Origin of the sequence: Micromonospora sp. MA102, from assembly GCF_025460765.1 — a bacterium.
Lineage (GTDB): Bacteria > Actinomycetota > Actinomycetes > Mycobacteriales > Micromonosporaceae > Micromonospora > Micromonospora halotolerans.
Genome location: NZ_JAMWEG010000008.1, coordinates 197,657 through 214,507, shown reverse-complemented (window position 1 = coordinate 214,507; position 16,851 = coordinate 197,657). Strand labels below are relative to the sequence as shown.

At 74.0% G+C, this 16,851-nt stretch carries 15 protein-coding genes and 1 tRNA gene; 8 read left to right on the top strand and 8 right to left on the bottom strand.

All coding sequences use genetic code 11. The annotated features are described in order from the left end of the window. Positions 1-17 precede the first annotated feature (17 nt). The 3 genes from NFX44_RS18345 to NFX44_RS18335 all read right to left on the bottom strand — a co-directional run bounded on the left by NFX44_RS18345 (position 18) and on the right by NFX44_RS18335 (position 3,252). Entirely contained in the window at positions 18-2,198 is a 2,181-nt protein-coding gene (locus tag NFX44_RS18345; protein ID WP_262284774.1) for an MMPL family transporter, read from the bottom strand. 32 nt (positions 2,199-2,230) lie between these two features. Then, complete coding sequence (locus NFX44_RS18340) at positions 2,231-2,776, bottom strand: TetR/AcrR family transcriptional regulator (RefSeq protein WP_262284773.1); 546 nt, start codon at positions 2,774-2,776, stop codon at positions 2,231-2,233. Between the two features lie 80 nt (positions 2,777-2,856). Next, positions 2,857-3,252 carry a helix-turn-helix domain-containing protein gene (locus NFX44_RS18335; RefSeq protein WP_262284772.1) on the bottom strand — a complete coding sequence of 132 codons (396 nt, stop codon included), beginning with the start codon at positions 3,250-3,252 and terminating at the stop codon, positions 2,857-2,859. An 81-nt stretch (positions 3,253-3,333) separates the two neighbouring features. Here NFX44_RS18335 and NFX44_RS18330 point away from each other — a divergent pair, with 81 nt between their 5' ends. Then, positions 3,334-4,824 carry an MFS transporter gene (locus tag NFX44_RS18330; protein WP_262284771.1) on the top strand — a complete coding sequence of 497 codons (1,491 nt, stop codon included), beginning with the start codon at positions 3,334-3,336 and terminating at the stop codon, positions 4,822-4,824. A gap of 45 nt (positions 4,825-4,869) precedes the next feature. On the opposite strand, the gene NFX44_RS18325 is transcribed toward NFX44_RS18330, so the two are convergent. Next, entirely contained in the window at positions 4,870-6,270 is a 1,401-nt protein-coding gene (locus tag NFX44_RS18325; protein ID WP_262284893.1) for a PLP-dependent aminotransferase family protein, read from the bottom strand. A 53-nt stretch (positions 6,271-6,323) separates the two neighbouring features. Here NFX44_RS18325 and NFX44_RS18320 point away from each other — a divergent pair, with 53 nt between their 5' ends. The 3 genes from NFX44_RS18320 to ligD all read left to right on the top strand — a co-directional run bounded on the left by NFX44_RS18320 (position 6,324) and on the right by ligD (position 8,653). Beyond that, positions 6,324-7,112, top strand: a complete 789-nt coding sequence (locus NFX44_RS18320) for an isocitrate lyase/phosphoenolpyruvate mutase family protein (RefSeq protein ID WP_262284770.1) — start codon at positions 6,324-6,326, stop codon at positions 7,110-7,112. Beyond that, positions 7,109-7,588 (top strand): cupin domain-containing protein, encoded by a 480-nt coding sequence (locus NFX44_RS18315; protein WP_262284769.1) that lies wholly within the window; start codon positions 7,109-7,111, stop codon positions 7,586-7,588. Before NFX44_RS18320 ends, NFX44_RS18315 begins: the two co-directional genes overlap by 4 nt. 105 nt (positions 7,589-7,693) lie before the next feature. Continuing rightward, positions 7,694-8,653 carry a non-homologous end-joining DNA ligase gene (gene ligD, locus NFX44_RS18310; RefSeq protein WP_262284768.1) on the top strand — a complete coding sequence of 320 codons (960 nt, stop codon included), beginning with the start codon at positions 7,694-7,696 and terminating at the stop codon, positions 8,651-8,653. 44 nt (positions 8,654-8,697) lie between these two features. Here the strand turns inward: ligD and NFX44_RS18305 are convergent. The 4 genes from NFX44_RS18305 to NFX44_RS18290 all read right to left on the bottom strand — a co-directional run bounded on the left by NFX44_RS18305 (position 8,698) and on the right by NFX44_RS18290 (position 11,196). After that, a tRNA-Arg gene (locus NFX44_RS18305) sits at positions 8,698-8,769 on the bottom strand. Positions 8,770-8,829: 60 nt separating this feature from the next. Then, a complete protein-coding gene (locus tag NFX44_RS18300; protein WP_262284892.1) occupies positions 8,830-9,525 on the bottom strand; it encodes a winged helix-turn-helix domain-containing protein in 696 nt (231 codons plus the stop codon). A gap of 179 nt (positions 9,526-9,704) precedes the next feature. Continuing rightward, the gene (locus tag NFX44_RS18295) at positions 9,705-10,379 is read right to left on the bottom strand and encodes a DUF305 domain-containing protein (RefSeq protein WP_262284767.1); all 675 of its coding nucleotides are present in this window, start codon (positions 10,377-10,379) and stop codon (positions 9,705-9,707) included. 10 nt (positions 10,380-10,389) lie between these two features. Then, positions 10,390-11,196 carry a DUF3105 domain-containing protein gene (locus NFX44_RS18290; protein WP_262284766.1) on the bottom strand — a complete coding sequence of 269 codons (807 nt, stop codon included), beginning with the start codon at positions 11,194-11,196 and terminating at the stop codon, positions 10,390-10,392. Between the two features lie 98 nt (positions 11,197-11,294). Between NFX44_RS18290 and argS the strand changes: the two genes are divergently transcribed. The 4 genes from argS (at position 11,295) to thrC (ending at position 16,815) form a co-directional block, all read left to right on the top strand. Beyond that, positions 11,295-12,959: an arginine--tRNA ligase gene (gene argS / locus NFX44_RS18285; RefSeq protein ID WP_262284765.1), complete on the top strand. Its 1,665-nt coding sequence runs from the start codon at positions 11,295-11,297 to the stop codon at positions 12,957-12,959. Beyond that, positions 12,959-14,344 (top strand): diaminopimelate decarboxylase, encoded by a 1,386-nt coding sequence (lysA, locus tag NFX44_RS18280; RefSeq protein WP_262284764.1) that lies wholly within the window; start codon positions 12,959-12,961, stop codon positions 14,342-14,344. Before argS ends, lysA begins: the two co-directional genes overlap by 1 nt. Further along, entirely contained in the window at positions 14,341-15,651 is a 1,311-nt protein-coding gene (locus tag NFX44_RS18275; RefSeq protein WP_262284763.1) for a homoserine dehydrogenase, read from the top strand. Before lysA ends, NFX44_RS18275 begins: the two co-directional genes overlap by 4 nt. A 114-nt stretch (positions 15,652-15,765) precedes the next feature. Then, positions 15,766-16,815 carry a threonine synthase gene (gene thrC / locus NFX44_RS18270; protein WP_262284762.1) on the top strand — a complete coding sequence of 350 codons (1,050 nt, stop codon included), beginning with the start codon at positions 15,766-15,768 and terminating at the stop codon, positions 16,813-16,815. Positions 16,816-16,851: the final 36 nt, after the last annotated feature.

The window sequence follows — 16,851 nt, the reverse complement described above, 5'->3', positions numbered from 1 at the left end:
CCGGGCAGGTCCCCGCGTCACACCTGGGCGGGCTCGCGCTCGGCGAGGTGGGCGCGCAGGCCCTCGCCCTCGACGTCCACGTTGGGCAGGATCCTGCCGAGCCAGCGCGGAAGCCACCAGGCGGCGTTGTCGAGCAGCGACATCACCGCCGGGACGATGGTCATCCGGACCACGAAGGCGTCGATGGCGACACCGATCGCGAGCGCGAAGCCCATCGACTTGATGACCGGGTCGTCCAGGAAGACGAAGCCACCGAACACCGAGATCATGATCAGCGCGGCGGCGGTGACCACCCGGGCGCCGTGGCCCATCCCGTTGATGGTGGCCTGGCGGGCGGTGTCGCCGTGGACGAAGTCCTCGCGCATCCGGGACACCAGGAAGACCTCGTAGTCCATGGCCAGGCCGAACAGGATGCCGATGAGCAGGATCGGCAGGAAGCTGACCAGCGGGCCCGGAGTGTCCAGCCCGACCAGGTCGGCCAGGTGGCCCTGCTGGAAGACCGCGACCGTGATGCCGAAGGTGGCCGCCACGGTGAGCAGGAAGCCCAGCGCGGCCTTCACCGGCACCAGGATCGACCGGAACACCAGCATGAGCAGCAGCACCGACAGGCCGACCACCAGCAGCAGGTAGACCGGCAGCGCGTCGGAGAGCTTCTCCGACACGTCGATGCCGATGGCGGTGACGCCGGTCAGCAGCACGTCGGCGTTCTGGATGTCGCCGACCTGGGCGCGGATGTCGTGCACGAGCGTCTCGGTGGCCGCGTCGGTCGGCCCGGTCTTCGGGATCACCCCGAGCAGCGCGGTGCGGCCGGTCTGGTCGAGCTGCGGCGGCGCCACCGCCAGCACCCCGTCGGTCTTCTGGATCAGCGCGGTCACCTGCGGCACGGCGGCCTGGGTGGCCTGCGGCGAGTCGGCGGTGACGACCACCGCGAGCCGGCCCGTGAAGCCCTCGCCGAAGCCCTCCCGGATGAGGTCGTTGCTGACCCGGGCCGGGCTGCCCTCGGCGGCCGTGGCCGCGTCCGGCAGGGCCAGCCGCATGTCCTGGGCGGGGATGGCGAGCAGGCCGAGGCCGAGCAGGCCGACCAGGATGACCGGGATGCGCAGCCGGGTCACCCAGTGCGCCCAGCGGAAGCCGAAGCCCGAGCGGTCCTCCGAGCCGGTGCCCGGATCCTCGACCGCCCTGCGGTCGCGCAGCTTGCGCGGAAGCACCTTCCGGCCGGCGAACCCGAGCAGCGCCGGAGCCAGGGTGATCGCCACCAGCACGGCCACGCTGACGGTGCCGGCGGCGGCGAGGCCCATGACGGTGAGGAACGGGATGCCCACCACGGCCAGGCCGGCGAGCGCGACCACCACGGTGGCGCCGGCGAAGACCACGGCGGAGCCGGCCGTGCCGACCGCCCGGCCGACCGCCTCCTCGGGGGACAGGCCGTCGAGCAGGTTCTGCCGGTGCCGGGAGGTGATGAAGAGCGAGTAGTCGATGCCGACCGCGAGGCCGAGCATCAGGGCCAGGATGGGCGCCGTGCTGGTCAGCTCGACCGCGCCGCTGAGCGCGTACAGGCCGGCCATGCCGACGCCGACGCCGATCAGCGCGTTCAGCATGGTCATGCCGGCCGCGACGAGCGAGCCGAAGGTGATGACCAGGACGATCGCCGCGACCAGCACGCCGAGCGCCTCGGTGGAGCCGACCTCCGGCTCGGAGTTGAGCACCTCGCCGCCGGGGGCGATCTGCCAGCCCTGCGCCTCGGCCTGCGCGCCGACCTTCTCGTACGCGTCGCGCTGGGCGTCGGTCACGTCGTCGGCCCGGCCCTGGAACTGCACCTGGATGAGGGCGAACCGGCCGTCCGGGGTGAGCGCCTGCGCCTGGTACGGGTCGACCGCGCCGACCACACCGGGCAGCGTGGCCGCCTCCTGGGTGACCTGCTTGACGATCGCCTGTCCCTCAGGCGTGGTGAGCTGGCCCGCCCGGGGGGCCTTGACGGCGATGGTGCCGGTGGCGCCGCTGGCCGCCGGGAACCGGTCGGCGAGCAGGTCGATCGCCTTCTGCGACTCGGTGCCCGGCATGGTGAAGTTGCTCGCCGTCGGGCCCTTCAGGGTGGCCGCGGCGAGGCCGAGGCCGACGAGTACGACGAGCCACACGACGGCGACGAGTCGCCGTCGGCGCAACGATGCCCGGCCGAGCCGGTACAGCAGGGTCGCCATGGGTTTCCTTGTCCTCGGGGTCGGAACGGGGATCAGGTGACGGGTTCGAGGGCCCGCCGGACGACGGCCAGCAGGGCGGGCCGCAGTTCGTCGTCGGGGATGTCGATGAACTCGGCGCACGTCTCGGCGATGCCGGCGAGCACCACGAGCGCGGCGATCCGCGCGGAGGGCCGGTCGGAGTGGCCGGCGAAGGCGGCGACGAGCCGTTCGGAGATCTGCTGGATGTGCGCGAACGCGGGCTGCTGGAGCAGGTCGGGGAACTCGCCCCGGAGCAGCGCGATCTGCCGGCGGAAGCGCACCGCCAGGTCGACGAAGCCCTCGCCGGCGATCTGCTGCGCCGCCGCGCCGGTGGTGCCGGCGAGGCGGGCGTCGAGCGCCTCCAGCACCGCGATGGCGGGTGCCATCAGCTCACCGAGGAGCGCTTCCTTGTTGGCGAAGTGGTAGAGCACCGTCGCCTTCGAGCAGCCCACCGCGCGGGCGATGTCCTGGAGCGAGGTGCCCTTGTAGCCGGTGACGGCGAAGCGCCGCGCCGCCGCCGCGAGGATCTCGCCGTGGGTCTCCGGTACCGCCCGTGCCATGCCCTCCAGCATGCCTGACCGATCGGTCAGTACCTGACCGATCGGTCAGACGGATCGGGTGGCCTTCGCCACGGCGGCATTCAGCCGACCGGCGCCCCGTGCTCCCGGTCGTACGCCGCCCGCGCCGCGCTGATCCCCTCGCGGTGCCGTTCCGCCCAGCTGGTGAGCGCCACGAGCGACTCGTAGAGCTCCTGGGCCATCGGGGTGGCCGTGTACTCGACCCGGGGCGGCACGGTGGGATGGACGTGCCGGTGCAGCAGGCCGTCCCGCTCCAGGTTGCGCAGGGTCAGCGTGAGCATCCGCCGGCTGATCCCCTCCACCTGGCGCTCCAGCTCGGTGAAGCGGATCGGGCCCTGGGAGGCGGCGATCAGGATGCCGATGCTCCACTTCCCGCCGACCCGGTCCAGCGCCTCCCGCACGGTGCAGGCCCGCGCCTGGTCGGCCTGGACGGACACACACCTGTTCCCCTGGGACATCAAAGTGCCTCCTTCCGCTCGGCCTCATGGTCACAGACGATGGCCTCAGTAACAAACCGTGCACCAAGGAGGCACTCCACCATGACGGGGACCAACCGCTGGCCCGCGCTGCTCGTGCTCAGCGCCGGCAGCCTGATGATCATCCTGGACGGCAGCATCGTCGCCGTCGCGCTGCCGGCCGTCCAGGCCGACCTCGGCTTCCGGGCCGCCGGGCTGGCCTGGGTGGTGAACGCGTACCTGGTCGCCTTCGGCGGGCTGCTGCTCCTGGCCGGGCGGCTGGGCGACCTGCTCGGCCGGCGGCAGGTGTTCCTGGCCGGGGTCGCCCTGTTCACCCTCGCCTCGCTGCTCTGCGCGGCCGCCACCGGCCCGGGCACCCTGGTCGCCGCCCGGTTCGCGCAGGGCGTCGGAGGCGCGCTCGCCACCGCGGTCAGCCTCGGCATGATCGTCCGGATCTTCCCCGAGCCGGCCGAGCGGGCCCGCGCCATCGCGGTGTTCAGCTTCACCGGCGCGGCCGGGGCCTCGCTCGGGCTGCTGGTCGGCGGAGTCCTCACCGACCTGACCGGGTGGCGGTCGATCTTCCTGATCAACCTGCCGATCGGCGCGGCGATCGTGGCCGGCGCCGTACGGCTGATCGCGCCGGACCGCGGCGCCGGGCTGCGGGCCGGACTGGACCTGCTCGGCGCGGTGCTGGCCACGGCCGGGCTGATGGCCGCGGTGCTGGCCATCGTTGGCGCCGGGGAGCACGGCTGGACCTCGCCGCGCACCCTCGGCGCGGGCGCGCTCGCCGCCGCGCTGCTCGCCGCCTTCGCGGCCCGGCAGCGGCGCGCCGGCACGCCGCTGCTGCCGCCCCGGGTGCTGCGCGCGCCCGGCCTGGTCGCCGCCAACGCCACCCAGTTCCTCATGGTGGCCGCCTACTTCGGCTTCCAGTTCCTGCTCGCCCTGCACCTGCAACTCGTCCTCGGGCTGGACCCGGCCGCCACCGGCTTCGCCTTCCTGCCCACCCCGCTGGTGATCGCGGCCGTCTCGCTGGGGCTCGCCGGGCGGCTGGTGGCCCGGTTCGGCGCCCGGACCGTGCTGGTCGGCGGGCTGGCGCTCGCCGTGGTCGGGTTCCTGCTGCTGGTCCGCATCCCGGTGGACGCCCGCTACGCCGCCGACGTGCTGCCCGCGATGCTGGTCTTCGGCGCCGCGGGCGGGCTCACCCTGCCGGCGGTCACCACCCTGGCCATGGCCGGTGCGGAGCCCGCCGACGCCGGGCTCGCCTCCGGGCTGGCCAACACCACCCAGCAGGTCGGCGGGGCACTTGGACTGGCCGTGCTGGCCACCCTGGCGGCGAGCCGCACCGACGCGCTGCGCGCCGCCGGCACCGACCAGATCGCGGCCCTCGCCCTCGGCTACCGGTCCGCCTTCGCGGTCGCCGCCGCCCTGGTGGCCGCCGCCCTCCTGGTCGCGCTCCTCACCGCCCGCCCCGTCCGCCCCGTCCGCGTCGACCGCTCCGACCGTGCCGCTGGCGTCGCCCGCCGTCCCGCCTCGCCTTCCACTTCCGCGGTCCCGGACACGTGCTCCGCCCGCTGACCCGCCGGGCGAGCCGCGCCGGGCGAGCCGCGTCGTCGCGCCACGTCAGGCGTCCAGGTCGTGCAGCACCCCGGCCAGGAGGTCCACGGCGGCCGGATAGGCGTGCGCCGGTGGGTGGGCGTAGCCGACCACCAGGCCGGGAGGCCCGCTCTCCGGACGGTGCCGGTGCATGGCGAGCCCGCCGACGGCGAGCCCGCGGGCGGCGGCCACGGCCAGCACCTCGGCCTCGGTCGGGCCGCCCGGTCGCAGGTGGACGGTGGCGTGCAGGCCGGCCGCCACCCCGTCGAGGGTCGACCGGCGGGCCAGCCGCTCCAGCAGCAGGTCCCGCCGCTGCCGGTAGCGGCGCCGGACGGTGCGGATCTGCCGGTCGTAGCCGTGCCCGTCGATCAGCTCGGCGAGGGCGAGCTGGCCGATCGTCTCGCTCTGCAGGTCCAGGTGGCGCTTGGCCTCCACCACCGGCTCCACGAGCCGCGCCGGCAGCACGAGCCAGGCCAGGCGGAGCGCCGGGCCCAGCGTCTTCGCCGCCGTGCCCACGTACGCGACCTGCTCCGGTGCGGTGCCCTGGACCGCGCCGACGGGCTGCCGGTCGTAGCGGAACTCGCCGTCGTAGTCGTCCTCGACCACCAGCCCGCCGGTTGCCCGGGCCCATTCCGCCAGGGCGTGCCGGCGGGCCGGGTGCAGGGTCACGCCGGTGGGGAACTGGTGCGCGGGGGTCACCACGGCCGCACCCACCCGGGCCAGCGACCCGGCGCCGAGCAGGTCGGTGCGCGCGCCGAGCCCGTCGACCGGCAGCGGCAGCACGGCGCCGCCGTGCCGGCGGACCACCTCCCGGTGGAAGGCCAGCCCGGGGTCCTCCATGGCCACCGTCGGGGTGCCGGCGTCCCGGAGCACTCCGGTGAGCAGCACGAGGGCCTGGACGTACCCGGTGGTGACCACGATCCGTTCCGGGTCGGCCAGCACGCCGCGGGCCCGGCCCAGGTAGCCGGCGAGCGCGCGGCGCAGCTCCGGGCGGCCGCGCGGGTCGCCGTAGCCGTACGCCTCGGCGGGGGCGACGGCCAGCGCCCGCCGGGTGGCCCGCAGCCAGGCGGTGACCGGGAAGAGCCCGACGTCGGGGCTGCCCGGGCGGAGGTCGTACCGGAAGGTCGCGGAGCCGGGCGGCGGCGTGGCCGGCGGCGGCGCGGCCCGGCGCAGCCCGCTGACCTCCGTGCCCGCGCCGATCCGGGCGACCAGCCAGCCCTCGGCGACCAGTTGGTCGTAGGCGGCGCTCACGGTGCCCCGGGACAGGCCCAGCTCGGCGGCGAGGACGCGGGTGGCCGGCAGCCGGGTGGCCGGCGGGAGCCGCCCGTCGCGGATGGCGTCCCGCAGCGCCCGTTCCAGGCCGGCCCGCCGGCCGCCGGTGGCGTCCAGCTCCAGGTGCAGGTCGACGCCGAAATCGGCCCAGTCCATCGGCACGGAATTGGAGCTTACGGGCGGGCCGCCGGCGCGGCGAGACTGGCCGCATGACCGAGCTGAGCCGGCGGGCCGCCGCGCTGCGCGCGCTGCACCGCCCCGGGGACCCGCTGATCCTGCCGAACGCCTGGGACCCGGGGTCCGCCCGGGCGGTGGTCGCGGCCGGCTTCCCGGCCGTCGCCACCAGCAGCGCCGCGGTCGCCGAGGCGCTCGGCCACGCGGACGGCGAGGCCACGCCGGTGGTCGAGATGTTCGCGGCGGTCGGCCGGATCGCCGCCGCCGTGCCGGTCCCGGTCACCGCCGACCTGGAACGGGGGTACGGGCTGCGCCCGGCCGAGCTGGTCGAGCGGCTGCTGGCGGCCGGGGCGGTGGGCTGCAACATCGAGGACTCCGACCCGCGTACCCGGGAGCTGTACGACGTCGAGGAGCAGGCGGACCTGCTCGCCGGCATCCGGGCGGCGGCCGGCGCGGCCGGCGTGGACCTGGTGCTCAACGCCCGGGTCGACGTGCACCTGCGGGCGTACGGGCCGGCCGAGGGGCGGCTCGCCGAGGCGGTGCGCCGGGCCCGCCGCTACCGGGCCGCCGGGGCGGACAGCGTCTACCCGATCCTGCTGGCCGACCCGGAGCAGATCCGCGATCTCGTCACCGAGGTGGACGCCCCGGTCAACGTCATGGCCCGGCCCGGCGCCCCCAGCCCGGGCGAGCTGGCCGCCCTCGGCGTGGCCCGGATCAGCTACGGCTCGGGCCTCTACGCGGCCGCCCGCGCCCGTATCGTCGGGATGCTCGCCGCGATCTCGGCGGGCCACGAGGCGTTCCCGATCGGAGAGGAGGCCCGGTGACCTACCCGCCGCCGCGCTACTCGGGCGACCTGGGCGAGCAGTCGGCCACCTACCGGCCGGCGGATCATCCCGCGGAACTGGTCTATCCGTCCGGCGGCTCGGCGCACTTCCTGGCCACCGGCGCGTCGACCAACGGGCAGTTCGGCCTCTACCGCTGGGAGATGGGACCGCAGCCGAGCGGCCCGTCGCCGCACTTCCACCGGTCCATCTCGGAGTCCTTCTTCATCCTCTCGGGGACCGTACGCATCTACGACGGCCGGCGGTGGATCGACACGGCGCCCGGGGACTTCGTGCACGTCCCCGAGGGTGGCGTCCACGCGTTCCGCAACGAGTCCGGCGAGCGGGCCTCGATGTTGCTGCACTTCGCTCCCGGTGCGCCGCGGGAGGGCTACTTCGAGGGCTTGCTGGACCTGGCCGGCAGGACCGAGGAGGAGCGGACGGAGTTCTTCCTGCGGCACGACACGTTCTGGGTCTGATCGGCACCCCGCCGGAGGCCACGCCGGCCGGGCCGGGGCGACCGCGCATCGCCGGGAACCCGTGTCGGGGTTGCCGACCCGCGCCCGGCCCGGGAAGGTGGGCGGATGGGCGCCGCTGACGAGACCCGGGCCGGGGTGTCACTGACCAACCTGGACCAACCGCTGTTCGACGGGGCCGGGGCCACCAAACGCGACCTGGTCGACTACCTGGACGCCGTCCACGAGCGGATGCTGCCCGGGCTGCGGGACCGGCCGCTGTCGGTGGTCCGGGTGCGGCCCGGCCAGGACCCGTTCATGCAGAAGAACCTGCCGAAGTACACGCCGGACTGGGTGCGCCGCGCCTCGGTATGGGCGGAGGCCTCGCACCGCGACATCTCGTACGCCCTCTGCGACGACCGGCGGACGCTGCTCTGGTTCGCCAACCAGCGGGCGGTCGAGTACCACCCGACGCTGGGCCACGCCGGCGACCCCGAGCACCCCACCCACCTGGTGCTCGACCTGGACCCGCCGCCGGGCGACTCGTTCGGCGTGGCGGTCCGCACCGCGCTGCTGGTCCGGCAGGCCCTCACCGACGCGGGGCTGGCCGGTGCGGTGAAGACCAGCGGGGCGAAGGGCCTGCACGTGATCGTGCCGGTGGACCCGGCGACCACGGCCGAGGAGGCCGCCGCGGCGACCCGGGCCCTCGCGGCCCGGGCCGAACGGCTCGACCCGGCGCTGGCCACCACCGCCTTCATCGTCGAGGACCGGGGCGGCCGGGTCTTCGTCGACTCCACCCGGTCGTACGGTGCGACCGTGGTGGCCGCGTACAGCCCGCGCATCCGGCCCGGCACGCCGGTGTCGTACCCGGTCGGCTGGGCCGATGTCGAGGCGGCGACCCCGGCCGACTTCACGGTGAAGACCGTGCCGGGGCTGCTCGGCGACCGGGACCCGTGGGCGGAGGCGCTGCCCGCGCCACAGCGGCTGCCGGAGGAGCTGGTTGCCGAGGGACGGACCATCCCGGTGGCCCGGGTGCAGGCCATGCACGAGGGCAAGCGCCGCGCGAAGGCCCGCCGCGAGGCCGGCTGAGCAGCGAAAAAGCCCGGGCCAGCGGCCCGGGCTTCTCGTGTCTGTGCCCCCGGCAGGATTCGAACCTGCGCCCCCGCCTCCGGAGGGCGGTGCTCTATCCCCTGAGCTACGGGGGCTCAGCGACCCGAGAAGAGTAGCAAACCCCTTCCCGGATCACCGAATCGGCACCCGGCGGGTCAGGCGGCGGCGACGGGGCGGCCGCAGCTCGGCAGCGGGTGCAGGACGATGCGGCGCGGCAGGCGCCGGGGCCACTCGTTGCGCGGCCAGGAACCGTCGACGATCAGGTGCACCGTGCGCTCCTCGGCGCCACTGAGCCGCAGCACGAAGTCGCGGGGGAGCGGCGGGTCCACCGACGGAGTCGTGATCATGAAGCGCACCCGGCCGCGGGACGAGACTGCGGAGATCACGTCGGCCGCCGGCATGGTGCCGCGCAGGCGTACGCGGCCGATCCAGTAGACCTCCGCGGCGTGCTCCTGGGCGGCCCGGGTGATCGACGGGTACTCGCTGCGTACCCAGCGTTCGACCGCGCCGACGCAGAGCCCGCAGGCCCGCTCCCGGGGCTCGCGCGGACCCAACCCCCAGGCCCGCAGGTACGCCCCGACCGTGCCGGCGTCCATGGTCAGCTCGAACTGGCGCTCGATGAGGGTGGTGAGGCTCTGTCGCGTCCAGAGCTCCTCGTCCAGGCCGAACTCGTCGGGGTGGACGCCCCGGAGCATGTCGATCAGTTCGAGTTCCTGTTCGCGGCTGAGCGTTCCCGGCTCGCCCTGCCGCAGTCCGCGACGGACGGCTGCCACCGCCCCGTCACCGCCGATGGTGTGACGTCGGCACCAACTGGTCACCGACCGCCCTGCGTCTCTGAGTGCAACCCCCACGTCCTGCGCAACGAGCCCGAATCGCAACTGGTCACGATATGTGTGGAGAAAAGTCTCCAAGCAGTGCAATGGGTTGTATGACCCAAACCGTTATAAACCGGCATAACGGGCAGCGCCCACCGGAGGTACGCGAAGGGCCCGTGTCGCGCACGACACGGGCCCTCCGGGACGATCAGGCGTTACACCGTGCCGCCCAGGCGCTTGAGCGCCGCCGAGAGGTTGGCCAGGTCCTTCTGCTGGGTGTTCTTCATGACCTGCGCGACCGCCAGCACGTCGTCGTCGTGCCCCTGGTCGAGGATCCCGTCGATCATGTGCACCCCGCCGACGTGGTGGCGGATCATCATCTGCAGGAAGAGCACGTCGAACTCGCGCCCGGTGGCGCCCCGCAGCTTCGCCATCTCCTCCGGCGTGGCCATGCCCGGCATGAGGCCGTTCTTCACCAGCCCGGGGCCGTCCGACATCCACGCCATCGGCGGCTGGTCGCCGGTCGGATCCAGGTTCCACGAGCGCAGCCAGGTCTGCATGGTGCCGATCTCGCCCTGCTGCCCGGTGGCGATGTCGCCGCCGATCTGGCGTACCTCCGGGTCCTGGCCCTGCCGGAACGCCAGCAGCCCCATCGCCACGGCCTGGGCGTGGTGGCTGGTCATGTCCCGGGCGAAGCCGGCCTCCGCCGAGTTCTCGCCCGGACGGGTGAGCGTCGGGGTGAGCAGACCACCCGCGTACCCGAGGAGGAGACCGACCACGACGGCCGCCGCCAGGGCCAGGACGCCGAAGCGCCGCGCGGCCCTCCGGTCACCGGAGTCGGTGACCGGGGCCTCGTCGAGGTCGGTGTCCGTGGTCGCGGCGGCGGTCATCGCGGCGTCCTCACTGGGTCGGCTGCTCGGGCATGTTGTTGCCCAGGTTGTCGCGCGGGGTGGTGCCGGTGGCGGTGACACCCTGGTCGCAGAGCGCCGTCGGGCCCTCGACGGAGGCGTTCACGCGCAGCGTCTTGATGAACTCGTCGATCCGGCCGTCGTCGGCGTTGTCGACCTTGAGCTGGAAGCCCCAGGCCTGGAGGGAGATCGGCTTGTCCAGCCCCTCGAACGGGCTGAGCATCATCTTCTCCTTGCCCTGCACCTTGGCCTTCAGCTTGGCCACCTGGTCGGCGGGCAGGTCGGGACGGTAGGTGATCCAGACCGTGCCGTGCTCCAGGCTGTGCACCGCGTGCTCGTTGGCGATCGGGGCGTCGTAGACGTCGCCCATGCAGTTCTGCCAGGCCTGGTTGTGCGGGCCGCCCACCGGCGGAAGCACGTCGTACTTGAGCGGGCCCGCCTGGTGCTGGCCGCCCTTGACCAGGTCCTTGTCCTTCTTGCGGAAGTCGACGATGCCGTTGATCGCGTCGGCCCGCTTCTCCCACGGCTGAGCGCCCTGGTAGACCGCCCACGCGCCCACGCCGATGATGCCCACCGCCAGCACGCCGACCGCGACGAAGAGCGCGATCGGACCCCACGCGCGACCCTGGCTCACCTTCACCGGGGTGACCGGCTTGCGGCCCTTGCCGCCGGTCGGCCGCGTCGTGCCCTTGCCGCCGGAGGGCTTGTCGGCAGCCGCGGGCCGGCCGGCGGCCGGCTTCTTGCCGGTGCTGACCACGGTGGGACGGCGTTCCGGGCCGCCCGGGGTGCTGATGCTCATCGTGCCTCGTCAGGTCGGTCGGTCAGGGGAGCCGCGGGGCCGTTCACATGCTGGGTCGCCGCCGCGGGGACCGAGTCTACCCCCGATAACATGGTTCGGTGACTCCCGCAGAACTCGCCGAGGTCGTCCTCGCCGCAGCCCACGCCGTCTTCGAAGACCGGGGCCTGGACCGCTCCGCGCTGCCCGCGCAGACCACCGTCGAGCGACCCCGCAGCCCCGAGCACGGCGACTACGCCTCGACGCTGGCGCTGCAGCTCAGCAAGAAGGTCGGCGTACCCCCGCGGGAGCTGGCCGCCGCCCTCGCCGACGAGCTGGCCAAGGCGTCGGGGATCAAGTCGGTGGAGATCGCCGGCCCGGGCTTCCTCAACATCCGGCTCGACGCGGCCGCCGCCGGGCAGCTCGCCAAGGTCATCGTCGAGGCCGGCCCGGCGTACGGCCGCAGCGACACCCTGGCCGGCCAGCGGATCAACCTGGAGTTCGTCTCGGCGAACCCGACCGGCCCGGTGCACATCGGCGGGGTCCGCTGGGCGGCCGTCGGCGACGCGCTCAGCCGGCTGCTCCGCGCCACCGGCGCCGACGTGGGCACCGAGTACTACTTCAACGACGCCGGCTCCCAGATCGACCGGTTCGCCCGCTCGCTGCTCGCCGCCGCGCAGGGCCAGCCGGCCCCGGAGGACGGCTACGGCGGCGCGTACATCGCGGAGATCGCCGCCGAGGTGGTCAAGCGCCGGCCCGAGGTGCTGGACCTGGCCGAGGACGCCGCCCAGGAGGTGTTCCGGGTCGAGGGTGTCCAGTTGATGTTCGCCGAGATCAAGTCGTCGCTGCGCGACTTCGGCGTGGAGTTCGACACCTACTTCAACGAGAAGGACCTGCACGACCGGGGGGAGCTGGACAAGGCGCTCGACCGGCTGCGTGAGCAGGGTCACCTCTACGAGTCCGAGGGCGCCACCTGGCTGCGCACCACCGACTTCGGCGACGACAAGGACCGGGTGCTGCGCAAGTCGAACGGCGAGTGGACCTACTTCGCCGCGGACTGCGCCTACTACCTGGACAAGCGCGAGCGCGGCTTCGAGCGCGTGGTGATCATGCTGGGCGCCGACCACCACGGCTACATCGGCCGGATGAAGGCTATGGCCGCCTGCTTCGGCGACGACCCGGACCGCAACCTGGAGATCCTCATCGGCCAGCTGGTCAACCTGCTCCGCGACGGAGCCCCGGTGCGGATGAGCAAGCGGGCCGGCACGGTGGTCACCCTGGAGGACCTGGTCGACGCGATCGGCGTGGACGCCTCCCGCTACGCGCTGGCCCGCTACTCCAGCGACTCGCCGATCGACATCGACGTGGAGCTGTGGACCCGGGCGACCCGCGACAACCCGGTCTACTACGTGCAGTACGTGGCCGCCCGCACCGCCAGCGTGGGCCGCAACGCCGCCGAGGTCGGGCTGACCCGGGGCGAGGCCGCCGGCTTCCACGCCGAGCTGCTCTCCCACGAGAAGGAGAACGAGCTGCTCAAGGCCCTCGCCGAGTTCCCCGCCGTGGTCTCCTCGGCGGCCGAGCTGCGTGGTCCGCACCTGGTGGCCCGCTACCTGGAGCGGCTGGCCGGCGCCTACCACCGGTTCTACGACAACTGCCGGATCCTGCCGCGCGGCGACGAGGAGGCCACCGACCTGCACCGGGCCCGGCTCTGGCTCAACGACGCCACCCGGGTGGTCATCGCCAACGGCCTGCGCCTGCTGGGCGTCTCGGCTCCGGAGCGGATGTAATGCGGGCGCACGAGGCCGGTGCGCTGCACGGCGACATCGGCAACCGCGGTCCGGCCTGGCTGCGTCCGCCGGTCGACGTCAACGAGCTGGTCCCGCAGCTGTGGCCGCGCAACGCGGCGCGCGGCGCGGGCGGCGCCCTGACGGTCGCGGGCCTGGACGTCCGCGACCTGGCCGCCGAGTTCGGCACCCCGGTGTACGTGCTGGACGAGGACGACCTGCGTGCCCGCGGCCGCGAGTTCCGGGACGCCTTCCCGGACGCCGACGTCTACTACGCCGGCAAGGCGTTCCTCTGCCGGGCGGTGGTCCGGATGATCGCCGAGGAGGGCCTGTTCCTCGACGTCTGCACGGGGGGTGAGCTGGCCACTGCGCTGTCGGCCGGCATGGAGCCCGCGCGGATCGGCTTCCACGGCAACAACAAGTCCGTGGCCGAGCTGACCCGGGCCGTGGACGCCGGGGTGGGCCGGATCATCGTCGACTCGTTCGCCGAGATCGACCGGCTCACCGCGATCGCCCGCGAGCGCGGGGTGCGGCCGAGGGTGCTGGTCCGGGTGACCGTCGGCGTGGAGGCACATACCCACGAGTTCATCGCCACCGCGCACGAGGACCAGAAGTTCGGCTTCTCCCTCGCCGGCGGCGCGGCCGCGGCGGCCGCCTTCAAGATCCTCGACGAGGACGTGCTGGAGCTGCGCGGTCTGCACTCGCACATCGGCTCGCAGATCTTCGACGCCAGCGGCTTCGAGGTGTCCGCCCGCCGGGTGCTGGCCCTTCAGGCGCAGATCCGCGACGCGCGCGGGGTCGAGCTGCCCGAGCTGGACCTGGGTGGCGGCTTCGGCATCGCGTACACCACGCAGGACGACCCGGCCGCGCCGCACGAGCTGGCCAAGCGGCTGCGCAAGATCGTCGACGGGGAGTGCGCGGCGGAGAACCTGGCCGTGCCGCACCTGTCCATCGAGCCCGGCCGGGCCATCGTCGGTCCGGCCGTGTTCACCCTCTACGAGGTGGGCACGGTGAAGGACGTCGATGGCATCCGCACCTACGTGAGCGTCGACGGGGGGATGAGCGACAACATCCGCACCGCGCTCTACGACGCGTCCTACTCGGCGACGGTGGCCAACCGGGCCTCGGCCGCCGAGCCCATGCTCGCCCGCGTGGTGGGAAAGCACTGTGAGTCCGGGGACATCGTGGTGAAGGATGAATTCCTGCCCGCCGACGTGCAGCCCGGAGATCTTGTCGCGGTGCCCGGCACCGGGGCGTACTGCCGGAGCATGGCCAGCAACTACAACCATGTCCCGCGGCCCCCGGTCGTCGCCGTCCGCGACGGTCGGGCCCGGCTGATCGTCCGCCGGGAGACCGAAGACGACCTGCTCGCATTGGATGTGGGATGACCTCACCCGTTCGCTTGGCGCTGCTCGGCTGCGGCACGGTCGGCAGCGACGTGGTGCGGCTGCTGCACGAGCAGTCGGCCGACCTCGCCGCCCGGATCGGCGCCCCGCTGGAGATCGCCGGCATCGCCGTCCGCCGGCTCGGCCGGGACCGCGGCGACCTGCCGGTCGACCCCGCCCTGTTCACCACCGACCCGCTCGGCCTGATCAAGCGGGACGACGTGGACGTCGTGGTCGAGGTCGTCGGCGGGATCGAGCCGGCCCGCACCTGGCTGGTCGAGGCGCTGCGCGCCGGCAAGAGCGTGGTCACCGCCAACAAGGCGCTGCTCGCCGAGGACGGCGCGACGCTGCACGACGCGGCCGCCGAGGGCGGCGCCGACCTCTACTACGAGGCCAGCGTCGCCGGAGCCATCCCGCTGCTGCGCCCGCTGCGCGAGTCGCTGCACGGCGACCGGATCAACCGGGTCACCGGCATCGTCAACGGCACCACCAACTTCATCCTCTCCGCCATGGACGCCACCGGCGCGGGCTTCGCCGAGGCCCTGGAGGAGGCCACCGAACTGGGGTATGCGGAGGCCGACCCGACGGCCGACGTCGAGGGCTTCGACGCCGCCGCGAAGGCCGCCATCCTGGCCTCGCTGGCGTTCCACACCCGGGTCACCGCCGCCGACGTGCACCGCGAGGGCATCACCGAGGTGACCGCCGCCGACGTGGCCAGCGCCAAGGCCATGGGCTGCACCATCAAGCTGCTCTGCATCGCGGCCCGGGGCACCGACGCGGCCGGGCGCGAGACGGTCAGCGTCCGGGTGCACCCGGCCATGATCCCGCTGACCCACCCCCTCGCCGGCGTCGGCGACGCGTTCAACGCGGTGTTCGTCGAGGCCGAGGCGGCCGGGCAGCTCATGTTCTACGGCCGGGGCGCGGGCGGCGCGCCGACCGCCAGCGCGGTGCTCGGCGACGTGGTGGCGGTGGCCCGCAACCGCCTCGCCGGGGTTCACGCAGCCAGCGAGTCGGCGTACGCGGACCTGCCGGTCCGGCCGATGGGCGAGGCGCTCACCCGCTACCACGTCAGCCTGGACGTGGCCGACCGCCCGGGTGTGCTGGAGGCGGTGGCGGGTGTCTTCGCCCGGCACGAGGTCTCCATCGCCACCGTGCGGCAGGGCCCGGCCGGCGGCGGCCCCGACGCCGAACTGGTCATCGTCACCCACGTGGCGCCGGACGCCGCGCTCGCCGCCACCGTGGACGAGCTGCGCGGGCTGGACATCGTCCGCTCGGTGACGAGCGTGCTGCGGGTCGAGGGCGGGGCGTAGCCGACCGTCCCGCCTGATGGTTATCAGGGGGTGTGCCGGCGGCCGGTCCGGGAGGCTGGGCCACGCTGGTAGGGGCCCCGCGGCGATCGGGGCGGCAGAGGCGAGGAGCGCGACATGTGGCGGGGTCTGATCGAGGCGTACCGCGACCGGCTGCCGGTCACCGCCGCCACTCCCGTCGTCACCCTGCACGAGGGGAACACGCCGCTGCTGCCGGCGCCGGTGCTCTCCGCCCGGGTCGGCGCCGACGTGTGGCTCAAGGTCGAGGGTGCGAACCCGACCGGCTCGTTCAAGGACCGGGGCATGACGGTCGCCGTCTCCAAGGCCGTCGAGGCCGGTGACAAGGCGATCATCTGCGCCTCCACGGGCAACACCAGCGCCTCCGCCGCCGCGTACGCGGCCCGCGCCGGGATCACCTGCGCGGTGCTCGTGCCGCAGGGCAAGATCGCGCTGGGCAAGCTGGCCCAGGCGCTGGTGCACGGGGCCAAGCTGCTCCAGGTGCAGGGCAACTTCGACGACTGCCTGGCGCTGGCCGGCAAGCTCGCCCAGGACTACCCGGTCGCGCTCGTCAACTCGGTCAACATCGATCGCCTGCACGGGCAGAAGACCGCCGCGTTCGAGATCGTCGAGGCGCTCGGCGACGCGCCCGACATCCACTGCCTGCCGGTGGGCAACGCCGGCAACATCTCCGCCTACTGGATGGGCTACTCCGAGGACCGGCGGGACGGCAACGCCACGAAGGCCCCGAAGATGTACGGCTTCCAGGCGTCCGGCGCGGCGCCGATCGTCACCGGGCAGGTGGTGCCGGAGCCGTCCACCATCGCCACCGCCATCCGGATCGGCAACCCGGCGAGCTGGACCAAGGCGATCGACGCCCGGGAGGCGTCCGAGGGTCTGATCTCCGCGGTCACCGACCGGGAGATCCTCTCCGCGTACCGGCTGCTGGCCCGCGAGGTCGGGGTCTTCGTCGAGCTGGGCAGCGCGGCCAGCGTGGCCGGCCTGCTCCAGCAGGCCGCCGCCGGTCGGGTGCCGGCGGGCGCCACCGTGGTCTGCACGGTGACCGGCCACGGCCTCAAGGACCCGGAGTGGGCCATCTCCACGGCCCCCGCCCCGCTGACGATCGCCAACGACGCCCTCGCCGCGGCGCGCTCCCTCGACCTGGTCTGACCGGCCCGCGCCGGCTGCAGCGGGCGGCGTCACGCC

Coding starts and splice junctions, on each gene's coding strand:
- NFX44_RS18345 (WP_262284774.1), bottom strand. CDS start 2,198: ATGGCGACCCTGCTGTACCGGCTCGGCCGGGCATCGTTGCGCCGACGG.
- NFX44_RS18340 (WP_262284773.1), bottom strand. CDS start 2,776: ATGGCACGGGCGGTACCGGAGACCCACGGCGAGATCCTCGCGGCGGCG.
- NFX44_RS18335 (WP_262284772.1), bottom strand. CDS start 3,252: ATGTCCCAGGGGAACAGGTGTGTGTCCGTCCAGGCCGACCAGGCGCGG.
- NFX44_RS18330 (WP_262284771.1), top strand. CDS start 3,334: ATGACGGGGACCAACCGCTGGCCCGCGCTGCTCGTGCTCAGCGCCGGC.
- NFX44_RS18325 (WP_262284893.1), bottom strand. CDS start 6,270: ATGGACTGGGCCGATTTCGGCGTCGACCTGCACCTGGAGCTGGACGCC.
- NFX44_RS18320 (WP_262284770.1), top strand. CDS start 6,324: ATGACCGAGCTGAGCCGGCGGGCCGCCGCGCTGCGCGCGCTGCACCGC.
- ligD (WP_262284768.1), top strand. CDS start 7,694: ATGGGCGCCGCTGACGAGACCCGGGCCGGGGTGTCACTGACCAACCTG.
- NFX44_RS18295 (WP_262284767.1), bottom strand. CDS start 10,379: ATGACCGCCGCCGCGACCACGGACACCGACCTCGACGAGGCCCCGGTC.
- NFX44_RS18290 (WP_262284766.1), bottom strand. CDS start 11,196: ATGAGCATCAGCACCCCGGGCGGCCCGGAACGCCGTCCCACCGTGGTC.
- lysA (WP_262284764.1), top strand. CDS start 12,959: ATGCGGGCGCACGAGGCCGGTGCGCTGCACGGCGACATCGGCAACCGC.
- NFX44_RS18275 (WP_262284763.1), top strand. CDS start 14,341: ATGACCTCACCCGTTCGCTTGGCGCTGCTCGGCTGCGGCACGGTCGGC.
- thrC (WP_262284762.1), top strand. CDS start 15,766: ATGTGGCGGGGTCTGATCGAGGCGTACCGCGACCGGCTGCCGGTCACC.